This window comes from Nocardia sp. NPDC051052, assembly GCF_044456045.1.
Classification (GTDB): Bacteria; Actinomycetota; Actinomycetes; order Mycobacteriales; family Mycobacteriaceae; genus Nocardia.
This window is the reverse complement of sequence record NZ_JBITFL010000029.1, coordinates 1-15,619: the sequence shown is the minus strand read 5'-3', so window position 1 is coordinate 15,619 and position 15,619 is coordinate 1. Positions and strand designations below refer to the sequence as shown.

Annotated in this window: 14 protein-coding genes; 4 read left to right on the top strand and 10 right to left on the bottom strand. The window is 66.8% G+C overall.

Features of this window, described 5'->3' with window-relative positions; genetic code table 11:
• Positions 1-181 precede the first annotated feature (181 nt).
• From ACIBCN_RS44080 to ACIBCN_RS44065, 4 genes are all read right to left on the bottom strand, one after another.
• Positions 182-1,009 carry a phosphatase PAP2 family protein gene (locus ACIBCN_RS44080; protein ID WP_396998786.1) on the bottom strand — a complete coding sequence of 276 codons (828 nt, stop codon included), beginning with the start codon at positions 1,007-1,009 and terminating at the stop codon, positions 182-184.
• A gap of 244 nt (positions 1,010-1,253) precedes the next feature.
• Positions 1,254-3,767, bottom strand: coding sequence for an ABC transporter permease (locus tag ACIBCN_RS44075; protein ID WP_396998784.1), 2,514 nt, complete (start codon positions 3,765-3,767; stop codon positions 1,254-1,256).
• 14 nt (positions 3,768-3,781) lie between these two features.
• Complete coding sequence (locus ACIBCN_RS44070; RefSeq protein WP_396998782.1) at positions 3,782-4,558, bottom strand: ABC transporter ATP-binding protein; 777 nt, start codon at positions 4,556-4,558, stop codon at positions 3,782-3,784.
• Between the two features lie 105 nt (positions 4,559-4,663).
• Complete coding sequence (locus ACIBCN_RS44065) at positions 4,664-5,101, bottom strand: MarR family winged helix-turn-helix transcriptional regulator (protein WP_396998780.1); 438 nt, start codon at positions 5,099-5,101, stop codon at positions 4,664-4,666.
• Positions 5,102-5,124: 23 nt separating this feature from the next.
• On the opposite strand from ACIBCN_RS44065, the gene ACIBCN_RS44060 reads away from it, so the two are divergent.
• The 4 genes from ACIBCN_RS44060 to cqsA all read left to right on the top strand — a co-directional run bounded on the left by ACIBCN_RS44060 (position 5,125) and on the right by cqsA (position 9,356).
• Positions 5,125-6,237, top strand: a complete 1,113-nt coding sequence (locus tag ACIBCN_RS44060; protein ID WP_396998778.1) for a substrate-binding domain-containing protein — start codon at positions 5,125-5,127, stop codon at positions 6,235-6,237.
• Between the two features lie 103 nt (positions 6,238-6,340).
• Positions 6,341-6,619: an FmdB family zinc ribbon protein gene (locus ACIBCN_RS44055; protein WP_396998776.1), complete on the top strand. Its 279-nt coding sequence runs from the start codon at positions 6,341-6,343 to the stop codon at positions 6,617-6,619.
• 16 nt (positions 6,620-6,635) lie between these two features.
• On the top strand, positions 6,636-7,889 hold the full coding sequence (gene fmdA, locus ACIBCN_RS44050; protein WP_396998774.1) for a formamidase: 1,254 nt from the start codon (positions 6,636-6,638) through the stop codon (positions 7,887-7,889).
• Between the two features lie 240 nt (positions 7,890-8,129).
• The gene (gene cqsA / locus ACIBCN_RS44045) at positions 8,130-9,356 is read left to right on the top strand and encodes an alpha-hydroxyketone-type quorum-sensing autoinducer synthase (RefSeq protein ID WP_396998772.1); all 1,227 of its coding nucleotides are present in this window, start codon (positions 8,130-8,132) and stop codon (positions 9,354-9,356) included.
• Between the two features lie 72 nt (positions 9,357-9,428).
• On the opposite strand, the gene tuf is transcribed toward cqsA, so the two are convergent.
• The 6 genes from tuf to ACIBCN_RS44015 all read right to left on the bottom strand — a co-directional run bounded on the left by tuf (position 9,429) and on the right by ACIBCN_RS44015 (position 15,106).
• Positions 9,429-10,607, bottom strand: a complete 1,179-nt coding sequence (tuf, locus tag ACIBCN_RS44040) for an elongation factor Tu (RefSeq protein WP_396998770.1) — start codon at positions 10,605-10,607, stop codon at positions 9,429-9,431.
• 383 nt (positions 10,608-10,990) lie between these two features.
• Positions 10,991-11,227: a hypothetical protein gene (locus ACIBCN_RS44035; protein WP_396998768.1), complete on the bottom strand. Its 237-nt coding sequence runs from the start codon at positions 11,225-11,227 to the stop codon at positions 10,991-10,993.
• A gap of 424 nt (positions 11,228-11,651) precedes the next feature.
• The gene (locus ACIBCN_RS44030) at positions 11,652-12,602 is read right to left on the bottom strand and encodes a hydroxymethylglutaryl-CoA lyase (RefSeq protein ID WP_396998767.1); all 951 of its coding nucleotides are present in this window, start codon (positions 12,600-12,602) and stop codon (positions 11,652-11,654) included.
• Positions 12,599-12,757, bottom strand: a complete 159-nt coding sequence (locus tag ACIBCN_RS44025) for a hypothetical protein (RefSeq protein ID WP_396998765.1) — start codon at positions 12,755-12,757, stop codon at positions 12,599-12,601. Before ACIBCN_RS44025 ends, ACIBCN_RS44030 begins: the two co-directional genes overlap by 4 nt.
• Positions 12,754-13,971: a CaiB/BaiF CoA transferase family protein gene (locus ACIBCN_RS44020; RefSeq protein WP_396998764.1), complete on the bottom strand. Its 1,218-nt coding sequence runs from the start codon at positions 13,969-13,971 to the stop codon at positions 12,754-12,756. The genes ACIBCN_RS44025 and ACIBCN_RS44020 overlap by 4 nt, the downstream gene beginning before the upstream one ends.
• A 205-nt stretch (positions 13,972-14,176) precedes the next feature.
• Positions 14,177-15,106 carry a TauD/TfdA dioxygenase family protein gene (locus ACIBCN_RS44015; protein WP_396998763.1) on the bottom strand — a complete coding sequence of 310 codons (930 nt, stop codon included), beginning with the start codon at positions 15,104-15,106 and terminating at the stop codon, positions 14,177-14,179.
• Between the last annotated feature and the right edge of the window lie 513 nt (positions 15,107-15,619).

The following is a 15,619-nucleotide window of genomic DNA, read 5'->3' as shown; positions in this document are numbered from 1 at the left end:
CTGTGGGCTCTGCTGCGTGACAACCGTACTTGGGAACCACAAAGGCTTGCCGCGGCTACGCCAGCGGCTTGACAGCATCATTGAGACTCCTATCTGGACGGGCGACCGGACAGCTCAGGAGATCGTACGACAGAGATCGCGGGCGTGAGCCGGGTTCGACAGGGCGCCGGGCGACAAGTTCTCAGCTGGTCACCATTGGTTTTGCCGCGACGGGGCCCATGATGCCCCATGCGGTCGCCGAGGTCGGGACGAGCTTCGGGTGCAGCAGCGCGGCGACGGCCAGCAAACCGATCGCAACGATGATGTCGAGCCAGTAGTGATTGCCGGTGCCGACGACGATCAGGGTGGTCAGCACCGGGTGCGCCAGGGCCAGCCAGCGCCACCGTGTGCGGGTCGCGGCGACCACGGCGAAGGCGAGCAGCAGCGCCCAGCCGACGTGCAGCGAGGGCATGGCGGCGAATTGGTTGGACAGGCCGCCGGATTCGGCCGAACCGTAAACGGATTGGCCGTGCACGGCGGCCAGATCGACGAAGCCGTACTCCGGCAGCATGCGCGGGGGCGCGAGCGGGACCAGCACGTGCACGACAAGCGCGGCGGCGGTCAACGCGACCATCAGGTTGCGGGTCCATCGATAGTGCTCCGGCCGAAACATCCACAGCCACAACAGGACCGCCACCGCGACGGTGAAGTGAGCGGTGGCGTAATAGAAGTTGGCAGGCAGGGCGAAGGAGTTGTGGTGCACGAAGGCCGACTGCAGCGTCGTCTCCTCTGGCAGCCAGAGCCGGTCCTCCAGACCGAGCATGCGACGCGCGTTGCCGAACGCGCGCACCGTGTCGTCGGCGGTGACCATCCGGCCGACGCGATACCCGAGATAGAGCACGGTGATCAGGGCTAACTGCCCGATCGCCTCGCCGCCGCGGCCGTGCACGGCCACCCGCACCCGCTCGACGATCCCGCCCGGCGCGACCTCGAATCCGACACCGGGCCCGCCAAGACCAACAGCCACCATTGCCCGCGGCCTCCTTCCCCGTTGAACCAGGCCGATCCCGGCAATTAAGCGGAGCTATATCCTCCGTTTAACCTAGCACCACCCTCCGGCAAACTTCAGCAGGGTGTGACGGGACAGACACAACTGTTCCCCGCACCACCCCGGACCTGGTGCGGGCCAGCCGATTCCACAGCAGGCTCGACCTCGGCACGGAAACGGCAACGGCGGGCCCCGACGAATCGGGGCCCGCCGGACAGCGGTTGCGCTAGAGGTCGGCGATGGCCGCTAAGGGTGGTGTCCGGGCCGCGCGGACCGCGGGCCACAGCGCGGCCAGCACGCCGACCACGGCCGAGCTCACCAAGACGAGCACCAGCTGAGACCACGGGATGGCGATCTGGTCGAGCCCGAGATCACGCAGTGTGCGCAGGAATCCCACACCGAGTCCGAGCCCGAGGAGCATGCCGATGATCGCGCCGAAGACCGCGATGAGCATGGATTCCAGATAGATAGTTCGGCGCACTTGGGCGCGTTGCATCCCGACCGCCCGCAACATGCCGATCTCCCGGCGCCGCTCCACCACGGACAGCGCCAGCGTATTGACGATGCCGAGAATGGCGATCACCACCGCCAGCGCGAGCAGACCGTAGAGGATGGCCAGCAGGGTATTGATCTGTTTACCTTGCGCGCCTTTGAATTCTTCCCGGTCCTGCACCTGGACCACCGGGAACGGCTCGACCGCCTTCTCCAGATCACTGCGCATCTCGGTCAGGTTCGCGCCGGGCTCGGCGGTCACCAGCACGACGACGTTGCTCTGGAAGTTGAGCGGTACCACCTCCTTGTACACCACCGGCGACACCACCAGCGCGCCGAGCAGCGGGGTCTTGCGGTAGATGCCGGTGACGGTGAGCGGAACCTTCTTGCCGTCGAAGCTGGTCGGCGAGACCTCCTGGCCGACCCGCCAGCCGCGCTTGTCCGCCTCGTCCTCGGACACCAGGATGTCCCGGTCGCCGAGAGTCGCACTGCCGCGCAGTATTTCGTAGTTCAGCGCCTGGTCGAGCTTCCCGTCCGGCGAGGTACCGCCGATCTGATCGTCACCGAGCTTGAAGCCGACACCGCGGATCCCGACCACGTCGGCCACGCCGGGCACCGACTTGCGGACCGCGTCGGCGGCGCCGAACGGCACCCCGACGAATTGCTGTCCGGCCAGCACATATTCGGACTTCACGCCCTTGTCGACCAGCACTCCGACACTCGCCTTCGCCGAGGCGCCGAGCATGCCGATCGCGGTCACCAGCATCAGCCCGAGGGTGAGCGCGAAGGCCGTTGCGGCGGTGCGACGCGGGTTGCGTGCGGCGTTGTTGCGCGCCATCCGCCCGATCGGGCCGAACGGCCGGATCAGCACGCCGAGTCCGCCGACCACCGGCCGCGACAGCGCGGGCGCGGCAAGCAGCACCGCGAGAATCAGCGCCAGCGCGCCGATGCCGACGGTCAAAGCCGCGTTGCCCCCGGTGGATTGGGCACCGACGTAGACGAGCACCGCCCCGGCCACCGCGAGCACCGCGCCGACCAACGTCCGCACCCGCAAAGAGTCTCCGGCCGAAGCGAATTCCTCGCGCATCGCCTCGACGGGTGGAATCCTCGCCGCCCGCCGGGCAGGTGCGTAGGCGCTGAGCACCGTCACGGCGAGGCCGACGAGTAGCCCGACCACGATGGTGCGCGGCAGCACCGCCATCGACCCGGTGGGCAGCCCGAGATCGAACGCGTTGAGCACCGCGGACAATCCGAACGCCAACCCGACGCCGCCCGCCAATCCCAGTGCGCTGCCGATCAATCCGATGACGAACGCCTCCGCGACCACGGATCGGCCGACCTGTTGCCTGCTCGCCCCGACGGCTCGGAGCAGGGCGAGTTCGCGCAATCGCTGCGCGACGATCATCGAGAAGGTGTTGTAGATGATGAAGGTGCCGACGATCAGCGCGATCGCGCCGAACGCGAGCAGGAAGTAGTTGATGAAGTTGAGCGCGTTGGAGACTTCCTTTTTCAGGTCCGCGCGTACCTGATCGCCGTTCTGCACCTTGTAGTCCGGCAGCGCCTTGACGAGGTTGTCGCGCAGTTGATCACCGGGGATGCCGGTCGCCGCGATGTCGACATACGCCACGTGCAACCCGTCGGTGAACAGCTTGCGTGCCTGCGTGTCGTCGAACAGCACGCCGATGAAACCGCCGGTGTCCGAGGGCACCTGGTAAATGCCGGTGAGCGTCACGTCGATCGGATTGCCCTGCGACGGGATCAACACCTTGGTGTGCTCGCCGACCTTCAACCCGGCCTTTTCGGCGCCGCCGATATTCAGCGCGATCTCACCCGGTTTCGCGGGCGGCACGCCCTGGACGAACTTGTTCGGCTCGGCGACCGCCCGCTCCGGCGGCAGATAGGACTGGCCGAAGGTGGGCGCGCCACCGGTCTGGATCGCCTTCTTTCCGTCCGGCGTCAGCAGCACCAGGGTGCCGTTCACGCTCGGCGCGATCGCCCGCACCCCGGGATACTTCTGCAATTCGTCGACGATATTGTTCGGAACCCCTTGCGCCTGGCGCTCTTTGGGACTCACCCGCACGTCGACCCCCTTCGCCTGACCAGCGAAGATTCCGTCGAAAGTGCTCTGCAGCGTGTCGGTGAACACGAATGAGCCAGCGATGAACGCGGTCCCCAGCACCACCGACAACAACGTGAGCGCGAGCCGCACCTTATGCGCGGCCAGATTGCGCAGTGCAACCTTTCGCATCGGCGAACCACTCATCAGGCTTGCTCCAGCGCCTTCATCCGGTCGAGCACGGTATCCGAGGTGGGATCCCGCATTTCGTTGACGATCTTGCCGTCGGCCAGGAACACCACCCGGTCGGCGAACCCGGCGGCATGCGGCTCGTGTGTGACGATCACCACGGTCTGCCCGAACTCGTCCACCGCGGCCCGCAGGATGGAGAGCACCTCCTCGGAGGCCTTCGAGTCCAGGTTGCCGGTCGGCTCGTCGCCGAAGATGATCTCCGGCTTGCCCGCGAGCGCCCGCGCGCAGGCCACCCGCTGCTGCTGACCGCCGGACAACTCGCTGGGCCGATGGGTGAGCCGATCGTTGAGGCCGAGCCGCTTCAGCACGGTGTCCAGCCAGGCCTGATCCGGTTTGCGCCCGGCGATGTCCAGCGGCAGCGTGATGTTCTCCAGTGCCGTCAGCGTCGGCACCAGGTTGAACGCCTGGAAGACGAAGCCGATCCGGTCCCGCCGCAGCCGCGTCATCTGCTTGTCCGAGAGCCCGGCCAGGTCGGTATCGCCGATCCGCACGGTGCCGCTGCTCGCGCTGTCCAGTCCGGCCAGGCAGTGCATCAAGGTCGACTTGCCGGACCCGGAGGGCCCCATGATCGCGGTGAATTCCCCCTTCGCGAACTCCGCCGACACCCCGTCCAACGCCCGGACCTGCGTATCTCCCGACCCGTAGACCTTTGTCAGGTCGATAGCGCGGGCCGCGACATCGGTCGGAACCGCCACGTCAGCGGTGTCGGAACCCAAAGCTTGCGAAGTCATGCACACCAGTCTTACCGCGTTCGCGCCCGCGCGCCATCAGGGACTTCCCCGACTCGCCGGGTATCGATGCGCGGCGACGGGTTCCGTGGTAGCGGCCGAGGCGAGTTACGTGGTAGCGGGCTCGGCGTGCAGTTGATCGAGCATGGCGGCCAACGACTTGGCCAATCGTCTGTTCCCCGCGGCGAGCTCGTCGAGGCCACTCGCCTCTACCGCGCGGTTCATCGCCTGATAGGCCTGCGATCCGCGCTTGGTCGGGAACACCAGCACCCGGCGGCGATCGGTGTCGTCGACCTTGCGGTGCACCAGGTTGTCGGCGATCATCCCGTCGATCAATCGGGTCAGATTGGCGCCGGTGAGCAGGGTCGCCTCCGCGAGGCTCGACATCGGGTGGCCGGCACCGTCCACCACCGCGGCCAGCACATGCCAGCGCGCGACGGAACTCTCGCCGAGGCTGGTCGCGATCGCCCGGTCGAGTTCCTGCGACGCCCTGCGCACGAGCCGGGCCAACTCCGCCAGCGCGGCGGGGGCGGTGCTATGGTCCACGGCAGTACTATATCCAACCCCGTATGGAAATATTCAAACGGAAATATACGGTGGTGATTCCGTTGTCGTGCTACGACTTCCGACGTTCCACGGTCGACATCGCGCTCGTGGTGCCGCGAAGCGGGCCCGCGGGCATGTTCGGCCCCTCCTGTGAGGCCTGCGCTTCGCTGGCCGTCGGAGATATCAACGCCGCGGGCGGAATTCTCGATCGGCAGGTCCGGATCCATCCGGTGGACGCGGGCGCGCCGCTGCCCGCCCTCGCCGCGACGATCGACCGGATGGTCAGCACGGGCATGGTCGATGGCGTCGTCGGCTGGCATCTGTCCAACGCACGCAAGGTGATCACGCCGCACACGGCGGGCCGGGTGCCGTATGTTTACACCACGTTCTACGAGGGCGGCGAGGACTCCGACGGCGTCTACATGGTCGGCGAGACACCGGAGCAACAGTTGTTCCCCGCACTGCGCTGGCTGCGCGCCGAGCACGGCATCCGCCGCTGGTGCATTGTCGGCAACGACTACGTGTGGCCCCGGGAAACCGCAAGGGCCACTATGGAATTCACAGCCGCCACGGATATTCAGATCGTCGGGCAGGCCTTCGTTCCGCTCGGTGGACGCGACTTCAGCCAGGCACTCGCGCTGATCCACCGCTCCCCGGCGCAGGGCGTCCTGCTGTTCATGGTCGGCGCGGACTGCGCGGCGTTCAACGCGGCCTTCGCCGAGTCCGGCCTCGACGGCGACCGGCTGCGGCTCAGCATGATGATCGGCGAGGACGTGTTGTACGCGGGCGGCGCCGACAGCACACGTGGATTGTTCACCGCCAGTGGCTATTTCGAGAGCGTGGTGTCGCCGGCCGGGATGGATTTCGGCTCGCGTTATCTGCGCGAGTTCGGCCCGACCGCGCCCGCGCTCAACAATATCGGCGAATCCTGTTACGAGGGACTGCTGCTGTTCGCCTCGCTCGCCGAGTCGGCCCGCAGCCTCGACCTGCGCACCATCGAACGCAATGCGCCACGGGTCAGCTACGACGGCCCGCGCGGCGAGGTGCGGGTGCGCGGCGCACACACCACCCAGCCGGTCTATCTGGCCGACGCCGACGCGCTCGAATTCAGCGTGCTCGCCGAGCTGAACTCCTGAATCTCGTAACACGAACTTCACCTTGCGGTTTCGCTGCGGCGACCTGCCGGGCTTTGTATCGTCGTCATACGAAACATATTCATATGAAAATAATGAGGTCAGCGTGCCCCTCTACTGGTTCCACTGCCGCGCCTGCGGCGGCTTCGATCTCACCTTCGCGATGGCCGACGTGCCGGTCGCCGCACCGTGCCCGGACTGCGCGTCGAGCAGCAAGCGACAGTTCGGCGTCGCGGCGCTGATCCGGCCGGGATCGGCCGGCACCCGGCTCGTCGACGCGACCGAACGTACGGCAAGCGAGCCGTCGGTGGTTGCCGCGCCGCCGCCGCGCCGATCGGTACCGGTGACCCGAAATCCGCTGCACCGCAAGCTTCCCCGACCCTGAGACCGAAGGATAGACGATGCCAGAGTTACTGTTCCCGCTCGATTCCGGCAAACGGTTCACCGAGCAGACGTTGGTCGGCCACAACCGGTGGCATCCCGACATTCCCGCCGCGGTCACCGTCAAACCGGGCGACGAGTTCCGGGTGCATGTGCGCGAGTGGTTCGACGGCGCCATCCACAATGACGACTCCGCCGAGGACGTGCTGAACGCACCGCTCAGCACGGTGCACTGCCTGTCCGGCCCGTTCGCGATCGAGGGCGCGCGGCCCGGCGACCTGCTGATCGTCGACATCCTCGACATCGGCCCCATCCCGCAGGAGGATTCGGGCCCGCTGGCGGGCCAGGGCTGGGGCTACACCGGCATCTTCGCCACCGACAACGGCGGCGGCTTCCTCACCGACCACTTCCCCGACGCCTACAAGGCGATCTGGGACTTCAGCGGGCAGACCACCACCTCGCGCCATATCCCCGGGGTGAAGTTCACCGGCATGACCCACCCCGGCCTGATGGGCACAGCGCCGTCGGCCGCACTCCTGTCGAAGTGGAATGCCCGCGAAGGCGCACTGATCGCGACCGACCCGCAGCGGGTGCCGCCGCTGGCACTACCGCCGGAACCGCGCGACGCAGTACTCGGCTCGCTGTCCGGCGCCTCGTTCGACCGGGTGGCCGCCGATGCCGCGCGCACCGCGCCGCCGCGCGAGAACGGCGGCAATCAGGACATCAAGAACTTCACCCGCGGCAGCAGGGTGTTCTATCCGGTCTTCGTCGACGGCGCCCACCTCTCGGTCGGCGACCTGCACTTCTCCCAGGGTGACGGCGAGATCACCTTCTGCGGCGCGATCGAGATGGGCGGATTCATCGACCTGCGGGTCGATCTCATCAAGAATGGGATGGAGCTCTACGGCGTCAGCGAGAACGCCATCTTCGTGCCGGGCAACTCTGGCCCCACCTACTCGGAGTACCTTGCCTTCTCAGGCACCTCCGTGACCCTCGACGGCGAACAGCGCTACCTCGACTCGCAGCTCTCCTTCGAACGCGCCTGCCTGCACGCCATCGACTACCTCACCAAGTTCGGCTACAGCCCCGAACAGGCCTACCTCCTGCTCGGCGCCGCGCCCATCGAGGGGCGTTTCTCCGGCGTCGTCGACATCCCGAATTCCTGTGCCACCGTGTACATCCCGACCGCCATCTTCGACTTCCCGGTCCTCCCGACGGCAGCGGGCCCCACCCGAATCAACCCGGGTCCCGGCGCACCGCGCGCCACCCGCTGACCTTTCTTCGCCGGGCCGGTTGTGTCGGGTACCTCAACGCACAACCGGCCGGGCTCAGGGATTGCTGAAATATTGCGAACGAAATGTGGCGCACGCCAGCAATCTCAGTAGCGGAGATATCTGACCCCGATAATTAGTGGTCATCCGTCAAGTTGTGCAATCCGACCCCGGCCCGATCCGCCGGTGGTTCAATCGAGTCGCGTGTGCTCTGAAGTAGCTGTTGCTGGCGAAAGGAGTTCCATGAGCCCGACTGTCGCCGAACGAATCCGCCTGCGCGTCGAAAGATTTCATTCGGACAGATTCGCCGGGCACTGGGGCGGGCGGCACATCCTGCACGGTCGCGCGCCCGGCTACGGCGACATCGTTGTCAGTAGTAACGACTACTTGGCGTTGGCCGTCGATCCGCGCATCACCCACGCGATCAGAACCGCGTTGCGGTCCGCGCCCGTCCCCAGGTTCGCCTCCGGTGCCTACCTGCCCGGCAATCACCCGCAGGTGATGCTGGAACGCGCACTCGCCGACCATCTGCGCGCACCCGCCGGCATTCTCTGCCAATCCGGCTGGGATGCGAAAGTCGGCCTGATGCAATCCATCGCAGACCCCGGAACCCCGGTCTACATCGATCAATTCGCGCATATGTCGCTCTGGCACGGAGCGAAAGTCACTGGTGCGCCGATATATTCGTTCCGGCACAATTTTCCCGGCCACCTACGCGAACAGATTCGCGCACACGGGCCGGGGATCATCGCGGTGGACGCGATCTACGGCACCAACGGCAGCCGCTGCCCGCTCACCCAGATCTGCGATGCCGCAGACGAAACCGACAGCGTGCTCGTCGTCGACGAATCACACGCACTCGGCACCGACGGGCCCGCCGGGTCCGGCATGGTGGCGGCGCTCGGCCTCACCGAACGGGTGCCGTATCGAATTGCCAGCCTCGCCAAGGCATTCGGCGCCCGCGCCGGGTTCGTCGCGGCGAGCGCCATCGATTTCGTCGACTACTTCAAGATGGAGTCGCATCCCGCGGTCTTCTCCTCGACGCTGCTGCCGTACGAAATCGCGGGCCTCGCCGCGACACTCGACGTAATCCGCGTGGACAACTGGCGGCGCCAGCGACTACGCGAGCTCTCGACCATGGTGCGTCGCGCGCTGACCATGCTCGAATTCGACCTGGCGGGCTCGGCCAGCCACATCGTCGCGCTACAGGCCGGACCCGACGCGCGCGCCATGGCCATCCGGGACTTCCTGGAAGCACGGGGAATCTTCGGCACCCTGCTGTGCTCACCCCTCACCGCACGCAACCGCGCACTGTTGCGCTTCGGCCTGCACGCCGCCCTCACCGACCAGCAGATCGATCGAATCATCGGCGCGTGCACCGAAATCCGCACCCACTTCGGTGCCACCCCGCCCCTCGAGCCGCACCCGAAACACGCCCAACCCACGGCCGGGTTGTCGACCGGCACCTGATCGCGGCGAACGCCACTCGACCGCACCGCGCGCGGAGACCGATGGATGGTCCCCGCGCGCGGTGTCGAACCGCTAGCCGGTGGTCAGGACGGTGCCCGCGCCGACGGTGCGGCCGCCCTCCCGGATGGCGAAGCCGAGGCCCGGCTCCACCGGGGTCGGACGGCCGAGCTCGACGGTCAGGTCGACCGTGTCGCCGGGCATCGCCAGCCGGGTCTCGGCGGGCAGCGTCACATCGCCGACCACGTCGCCGGTGCGGATGTAGAACTGCGGGCGGTAGCCGCTGGTGATGGGCGTGCGGCGACCGCCTTCCGCGCTGCCGAGCAGGTAGACGCGCGCGGTGAACCCGCTGTGCACGGCAACGCTGCCCGGTTCGGCGACGACCTGACCGCGGCGCACCTGACCGCGCTGGATGCCGCGCAGCAGCAGCGCGACATTGTCGCCCGCCTCCGCGAAATCCATGGTGCGGCCGAAAGTTTCGACCCCGGTGACGACCGTGGCGAGCTCGTCGTCGAGACCGAGCAGCGCCACTCGATCGCCGAGCCGGACCCGGCCCCGCTCCACCGCGCCGGTGACGACGGTGCCTCGGCCCGTGATGGTGAGGACGTTTTCCACCGGCAGGAGGAACGGCGCGTCGGTATAGCGAACCGGAATCGGCACGTGGGTGTCGATGGCGTCCAGCAGCTCGACCAGCGCGGCGGTCCACCGCTCGTCGCCGGCCAGCGCCCGCAGCCCCGAGACCCGGACAACCGGGACCTCGGTGCCAGGGTAGCCCTGGGCGGTGAGCAGTTCCCGCACCTCCAGCTCGATCAGGTCGAGCAGTTCCGGGTCACCCGCGTCGGCCTTGTTGAGAGCGACGACGATGTGCTCGACGCCCACCTGGCGGGCGAGCAGCACATGCTCGGCGGTCTGCGGCATCACGCCGTCCTGCGCGGAGACCACCAGGATCGCGCCGTCGAGCTGGGACGCGCCGGTGATCATGTTCTTCACGAAGTCGGCGTGACCCGGCATGTCGACGTGCGCGTAATGCCTTGTCGCCGTCTCGTATTCGACATGTGCGATATTGATGGTGATGCCGCGTTGCGCCTCTTCCGGCGCGCGGTCGATCCGGTCGAACGGCACGAAGCTGCCGCCACCCCGTTCGGCGAGCACCTTGGTGATCGCCGCGGTGAGCGTGGTCTTGCCGTGGTCGACGTGGCCCATGGTGCCAATGTTGAGGTGCGGCTTGGTGCGGACATAAGTCTTCTTGGACATAGTTTTTCCTGGCTTGGCCGGCGGGCACGAGCGAATGTGCCCGACGGTGTCGAGCGGGACCTCAGCGACGGGGCGACCTTCCCCGTCCGAGGTCCCGGGACATCCCGGGGAAGGTCAGCTTCGGGCTCCGTCGAGCTGCGCGGCGACTGCTGCCGATGCGGCCAGGACAGCGGCCATCGCGCCCGCGACTGCGGACGATGCGGCGATGGCGTAGCTGAACATGCCAGAAATAGTACGAACCGAGGCTTGATACGCGCGACCTATTTTCCGGCTCGAGCGAGCGGGAGGGGTGCGGCGCTATGCGAGTGGGGGCTCGGTGCTGTCCCACTCAGGGGTGGTGCTCTGCCCCGCCGTGGCGAGGCAGAGCACCGGTACTACTGAAATCAGGAGACGCCGGGGCAGCCCTTGATCGGGCTGGCGCACGCCGCGCCGCTGCCCGAGCTGAGGATCTTGGCCAGGCCCGCGGTCAGCGCGGCCGAGCCGGTCAGCGGGGCGTCGGCGATCTGGGTCTCGGCGACGGGCAGGGTCTCGGCGACCTCGGCCGACGCGAGGCCGGAGCCACCGAGCACGATGGCGGTCGCGCTGACAACCAGGAAACCGAACGTACGGAACTTCTTCAAAGACTTTCCCTTCAGAGAACAATGACCGGGCACTCCCTCGGTGCCGACCCGATAGAGATATCACGGTGCCGGACCGCCGCCGGGCGATTCCTGGACATACGTCCATCATTTGGGTAGCTGGAGATTCACGTCGCCGGCGGGCTCTGCGCAGCGGACAGCAGGTCAGGCCCTGTCTCACAACCGGTTCGACTCCGGCCTGTTCAGCGGATGTTTGACACCAAGTCATCCCATGTCGAATAGGGCTAACTTGCGGCTAATTTGAGATTTAGCTCACAGACGGCACAGATAGGACACGTCGAGCCCCGGTCAGCCATGCTTGTCACAACCAATCCAGTGAAGTGCGGGCGTAGAGCACCCGACCCGCAACCTCCGAGATGGAAGCTTCACCACGCGAGTTTCATCGCGTGGATCGCTCACCGGAACCTCAGGGCAAATAGTTGACTGAATATTCACCAGCGGACGGCTGGCTAACCCATTCGAAAGCATCGGCTTTGGAGCGCGCGCCCTCGGCGGTCCTGGAGCGATTGGGTTCGCCGAGTTCAGCCAGTAACTCCGCGGACTCGTCGACCAACGCCGCCAGGATGCTCGGGGTAAACCAGTCCGGACGCGTCGCGAACAGAATGTCTTCGGTCGAGGTGTTGCCGCTGGCACCGGGTGCGAACGGGCAACCGCCGAGGCCACCGAGCGAACCGTCCACCATCGTGGCACCCGCCTGAATGGCGGCCAGCGTGTTGGCGACACCCATCCCCCAGGTGTCGTGACCGTGGAAGACGATGCGGCGCTGCGGGGTTCGGGTACGGACGGCGGAGATGAGCTCGGCGACCTGAGCGGGGTGGGCTTGGCCGAGGGTGTCGGCGATGACGATGTCGCCGGCGCCCGCGGTGCGCGGGTCGTTGGCGATCGCGATGACCCGTTCCGGATCGACCGGGCCGTCGAACGGGCAGGTGAAGCTCGTGGCCAGGCACAACTGAATCGAGCCACCCACCGCCGCCGCCAGGCGGACGGCGTCGGGCATGGCGGCGACGCTGTCCTCGGTGGTGCGCCCGATATTGGCCTTGTTGTGCGCGTCCGAGACCGATAAGCAGTATTGGAAATTGCGCACCCCCGCCGCGGCCGCCCTCTCGACATGCCTCGGCGTCGCCACCCACACCCAACAGCGTTGCAGCTCTTCAGGGTTCAGTGCGGCGATGAGCTCCATGGTGTTCGCCATCGGCGGAACCAGGTCGGGCCGCGCCATGGAACCGATCTCCAGCTCGGGCACGCCGAGCCCGAGTAGCCGCCGGACGATAGCCACCTTGCGCTCGACCGGCAGCGCCTTTCCGGTGAGCTGCAAGCCATCTCGCAACGTGACGTCGCGCAGGACCGCGGCGGTCACCGCTCGTCTCGCTCCTGTCGCGGCGCGCACATCACGCCGCCCCACGGCTTTTCGTGCACACCGGCCGGATTCGGATGCACCGTCGGCCGGGTGAACCCCGGTGACCGGATATCGCGCGGTCCGCGCCCCGGCGGACGCCTGCGGTCTTCCCTCATTTCGCCTCCAAGGCGTCGATCTCGCTGTCGCTCATGCCGAGTAGCCCGGACAACACTTCGTGCGTGTGCTCGCCTAGGTCCGGGCCGATAGTGCGGATGGGCAGGGACTGCTCGCCGATCACCGGGACGATGCCGGGAAAGCCGACGGTCTTCGGTTCCGCCGCACCGACATCTACCGAGAACGGCTGAATCATATTGCGCGCCTTGTACTGTTCGTCGTCGACAATGTCGGCCGCGGTGTAGATGGGACCGCAGGGGATGCCCGCGGCCTCGAGGATCTTCAATGCGTCGGCGCGGGTGTGCCTGCTTGTCCATTCGGTGATCGCCGCGTCGAGCAGGTCGTGCTGGCGCCAGCGGCCCGCGTTGTCGTGCAGTTCCGGGTCGGCGGCCAGGTCGGGGCGGCCGATCACCTGCATATAGCGCTGGAAGATGGCGTCGCCGTTGCCGCCGATGATGATGCTGACGCCGTCGCTGCACGGGTAGGCGTTGCTCGGGGCGATGCCCTCGACCAACCCGCCGACGCGGCCGCGGTTGATGCCGTAGGCCAGGTAGTCGGGGACGAGGGATTCCATCACCGACAGGATGGTCTCGTTGAGGGCAACGTCGATGATGCGCTCGCGCAACGGAATCGGCGTCTCGTCCGGCTTGCGTTCCCGCTGGAACAGTGCCATCACGGTGCCGAACGCGGCATAGACACCCGCGATCGAGTCGCCGATGGAGACGCCGGTGCGCACCGGCGGGCGGTCCGGTTCACCCATCAGTTCACGCAGGCCGCCGACCGCCTCGGCGACGGCGGCGAAGCCGGGACGCGACGCGTGCGGCCCGGTCTGCCCGTAGCCCGAGATTCTGGTGATCACCAGGTTCGGGTTCGCCGCGTTCAGCACCTCCGGGCCGAGCCCCCACTTCTCCAGCATGCCGGGGCGGAAGTTCTCCAGCAGTACATCGCACTGACGGATCAGGTCGAGCACGACGGCACGGCCCGCTTCGCTGCGCAGATCGAGCGTGATCGACTTCTTGTTCCGGTTGACGGTGCGGTACAGCATGGAGGTGTCGCCGCCGTAGAGCCGCCAGTTGCGCAACTCGTCACCGGCCTTCGGCCGCTCCACCTTGATGACCTCGGCACCGAAGTCGCCGAGGATGCGCCCGGCGGTCGGCGCGGCAATGTAATTGCCCAGCTCCAGGACGCGAACACCGTCCAACGGCCGAATACTCATCGCACTAGTGTCTCAGGGCCCGCTGCGGCGGCGCACGACGACACCTCACTGCGGCCGAACAAGATCGCGCGGCTGGGCCGTGACGCACGATCGATGCCCATCGATTCGGTCCGCCGGTCAGCCGCGACTTCCGGCACTGACACCTCGTTCACTACTCACCTGGCTGGTGCTGGGCTCTAGTCTTCGGTTCACCGCTGACGCCCGCTCACGAGGCCAGCAGCCGCGTGTCCTCGACGATCGAGTAGTGCTCGGCGTTGCCGGTGATACTGGTACTCGCGGTGCCGTCGACGCCGACCGGAATGTCGCCGGCCAGGGTGATGCGGGTCAGCTTGCGTGGCTGATCGTCGTAGTCGTCGATGGCGTAATGCTGGGTGGCGCGGTTGTCCCAGATCGCGACGTCGCCGGGTGCCCAGTTCCAGCGTGCGGTGTTCTCCAGGCGCGTCACCCGGTCCTGGAACAAGCGGTACAGGGTCTGCGATTCGGTGCTCGACAGACCGACGAAATGCTTGACGAAGTGGCCGAGCAGCAACGCCCGCTCGCCGGTCTCCGGGTGCACCCGGACCACCGGATGCTCGGTCTCGAAGTAGCTCGACTCGAACTCGGCCCGATAGGCCTGGGTGTTCGGGCGCAGCGGTGCAACATTGCGGGCCGCATAGTCGTAGACATTCGTGTGCACAGCGCGCAAGCTCTCCGCGAGCAGCTTCAGCGACGCGGGCAACGACTCGTAGGCGGCGACAGTGGACGCCCAGGTGGTCGAGCCGCCATAGCTCGGCAGGTGCACCGCGCGCAGGATCGACGCCTTCGGAATCCGGTCCACGAACGTCACATCGGTATGCCAGCTGTTCGCACGCCCATGCTCAGAGTCGATAGCCAAACTCTTGACCCCGTGCGAGGTAACCGTCGGATGCGGAGTCGTCGGACTGCCGAGCAACTGCGCAAACTCATACTGCCCGTCCTCATCCAGATGCCCCTGCCCACGAAAAAAGATCACCTTGTGCGCCACCAACGCACGACGAATCACATCAACCGTCCCCCCATCCAAGTCGCCCCCCAGCCGAACATCATCGACCCGAGCCCCAATCCGAGCGCCAAGCTTGACCACCGAGCCAGTACCTGCCGCCTGCGCGCCCGCCATCTGATCACCTTCGCTATAGAACCAACGAATACACCCCGAGCACACCACCGAAACCCCACCCCCACCAGCCTTTTCGTCGCCCTGATCCCAACCACCCCTCCTGACATCCGTACTCGGGTCCAGTCGTCCTGGGTCTGTGCAGATTCCCGAGAAAAGTGCGGACCTTACCCCGCCCCGAAGCAGAAACCCGTACGGTCGAAATCCGCACTCCCTCTAGGGATCCGCACTGCCTCTAAGACCTTAAAGCGAGTGCAGATCCCCAGGGAAGGTGCGGATTTCGGGAGGGTGCGGGTTCCTTGGCCGTTGACAGTCAGGGCCTGCGACCGGTGGCGCTGATCCGGTCCACCAGGGCGCACGCGCCGAACCCACAGACCCCCCATACCTCCCACAGGGCCTGAGGGTGTCTGTGGGAGGTATGGGGGGTCTGTGAATCCCCCCGTATACCAGCAGGTTTCACCACCGCAGAGCAGACCCAAGCAGCGACAGCCCGATCCTCGGGCCAGAACCTAGCCG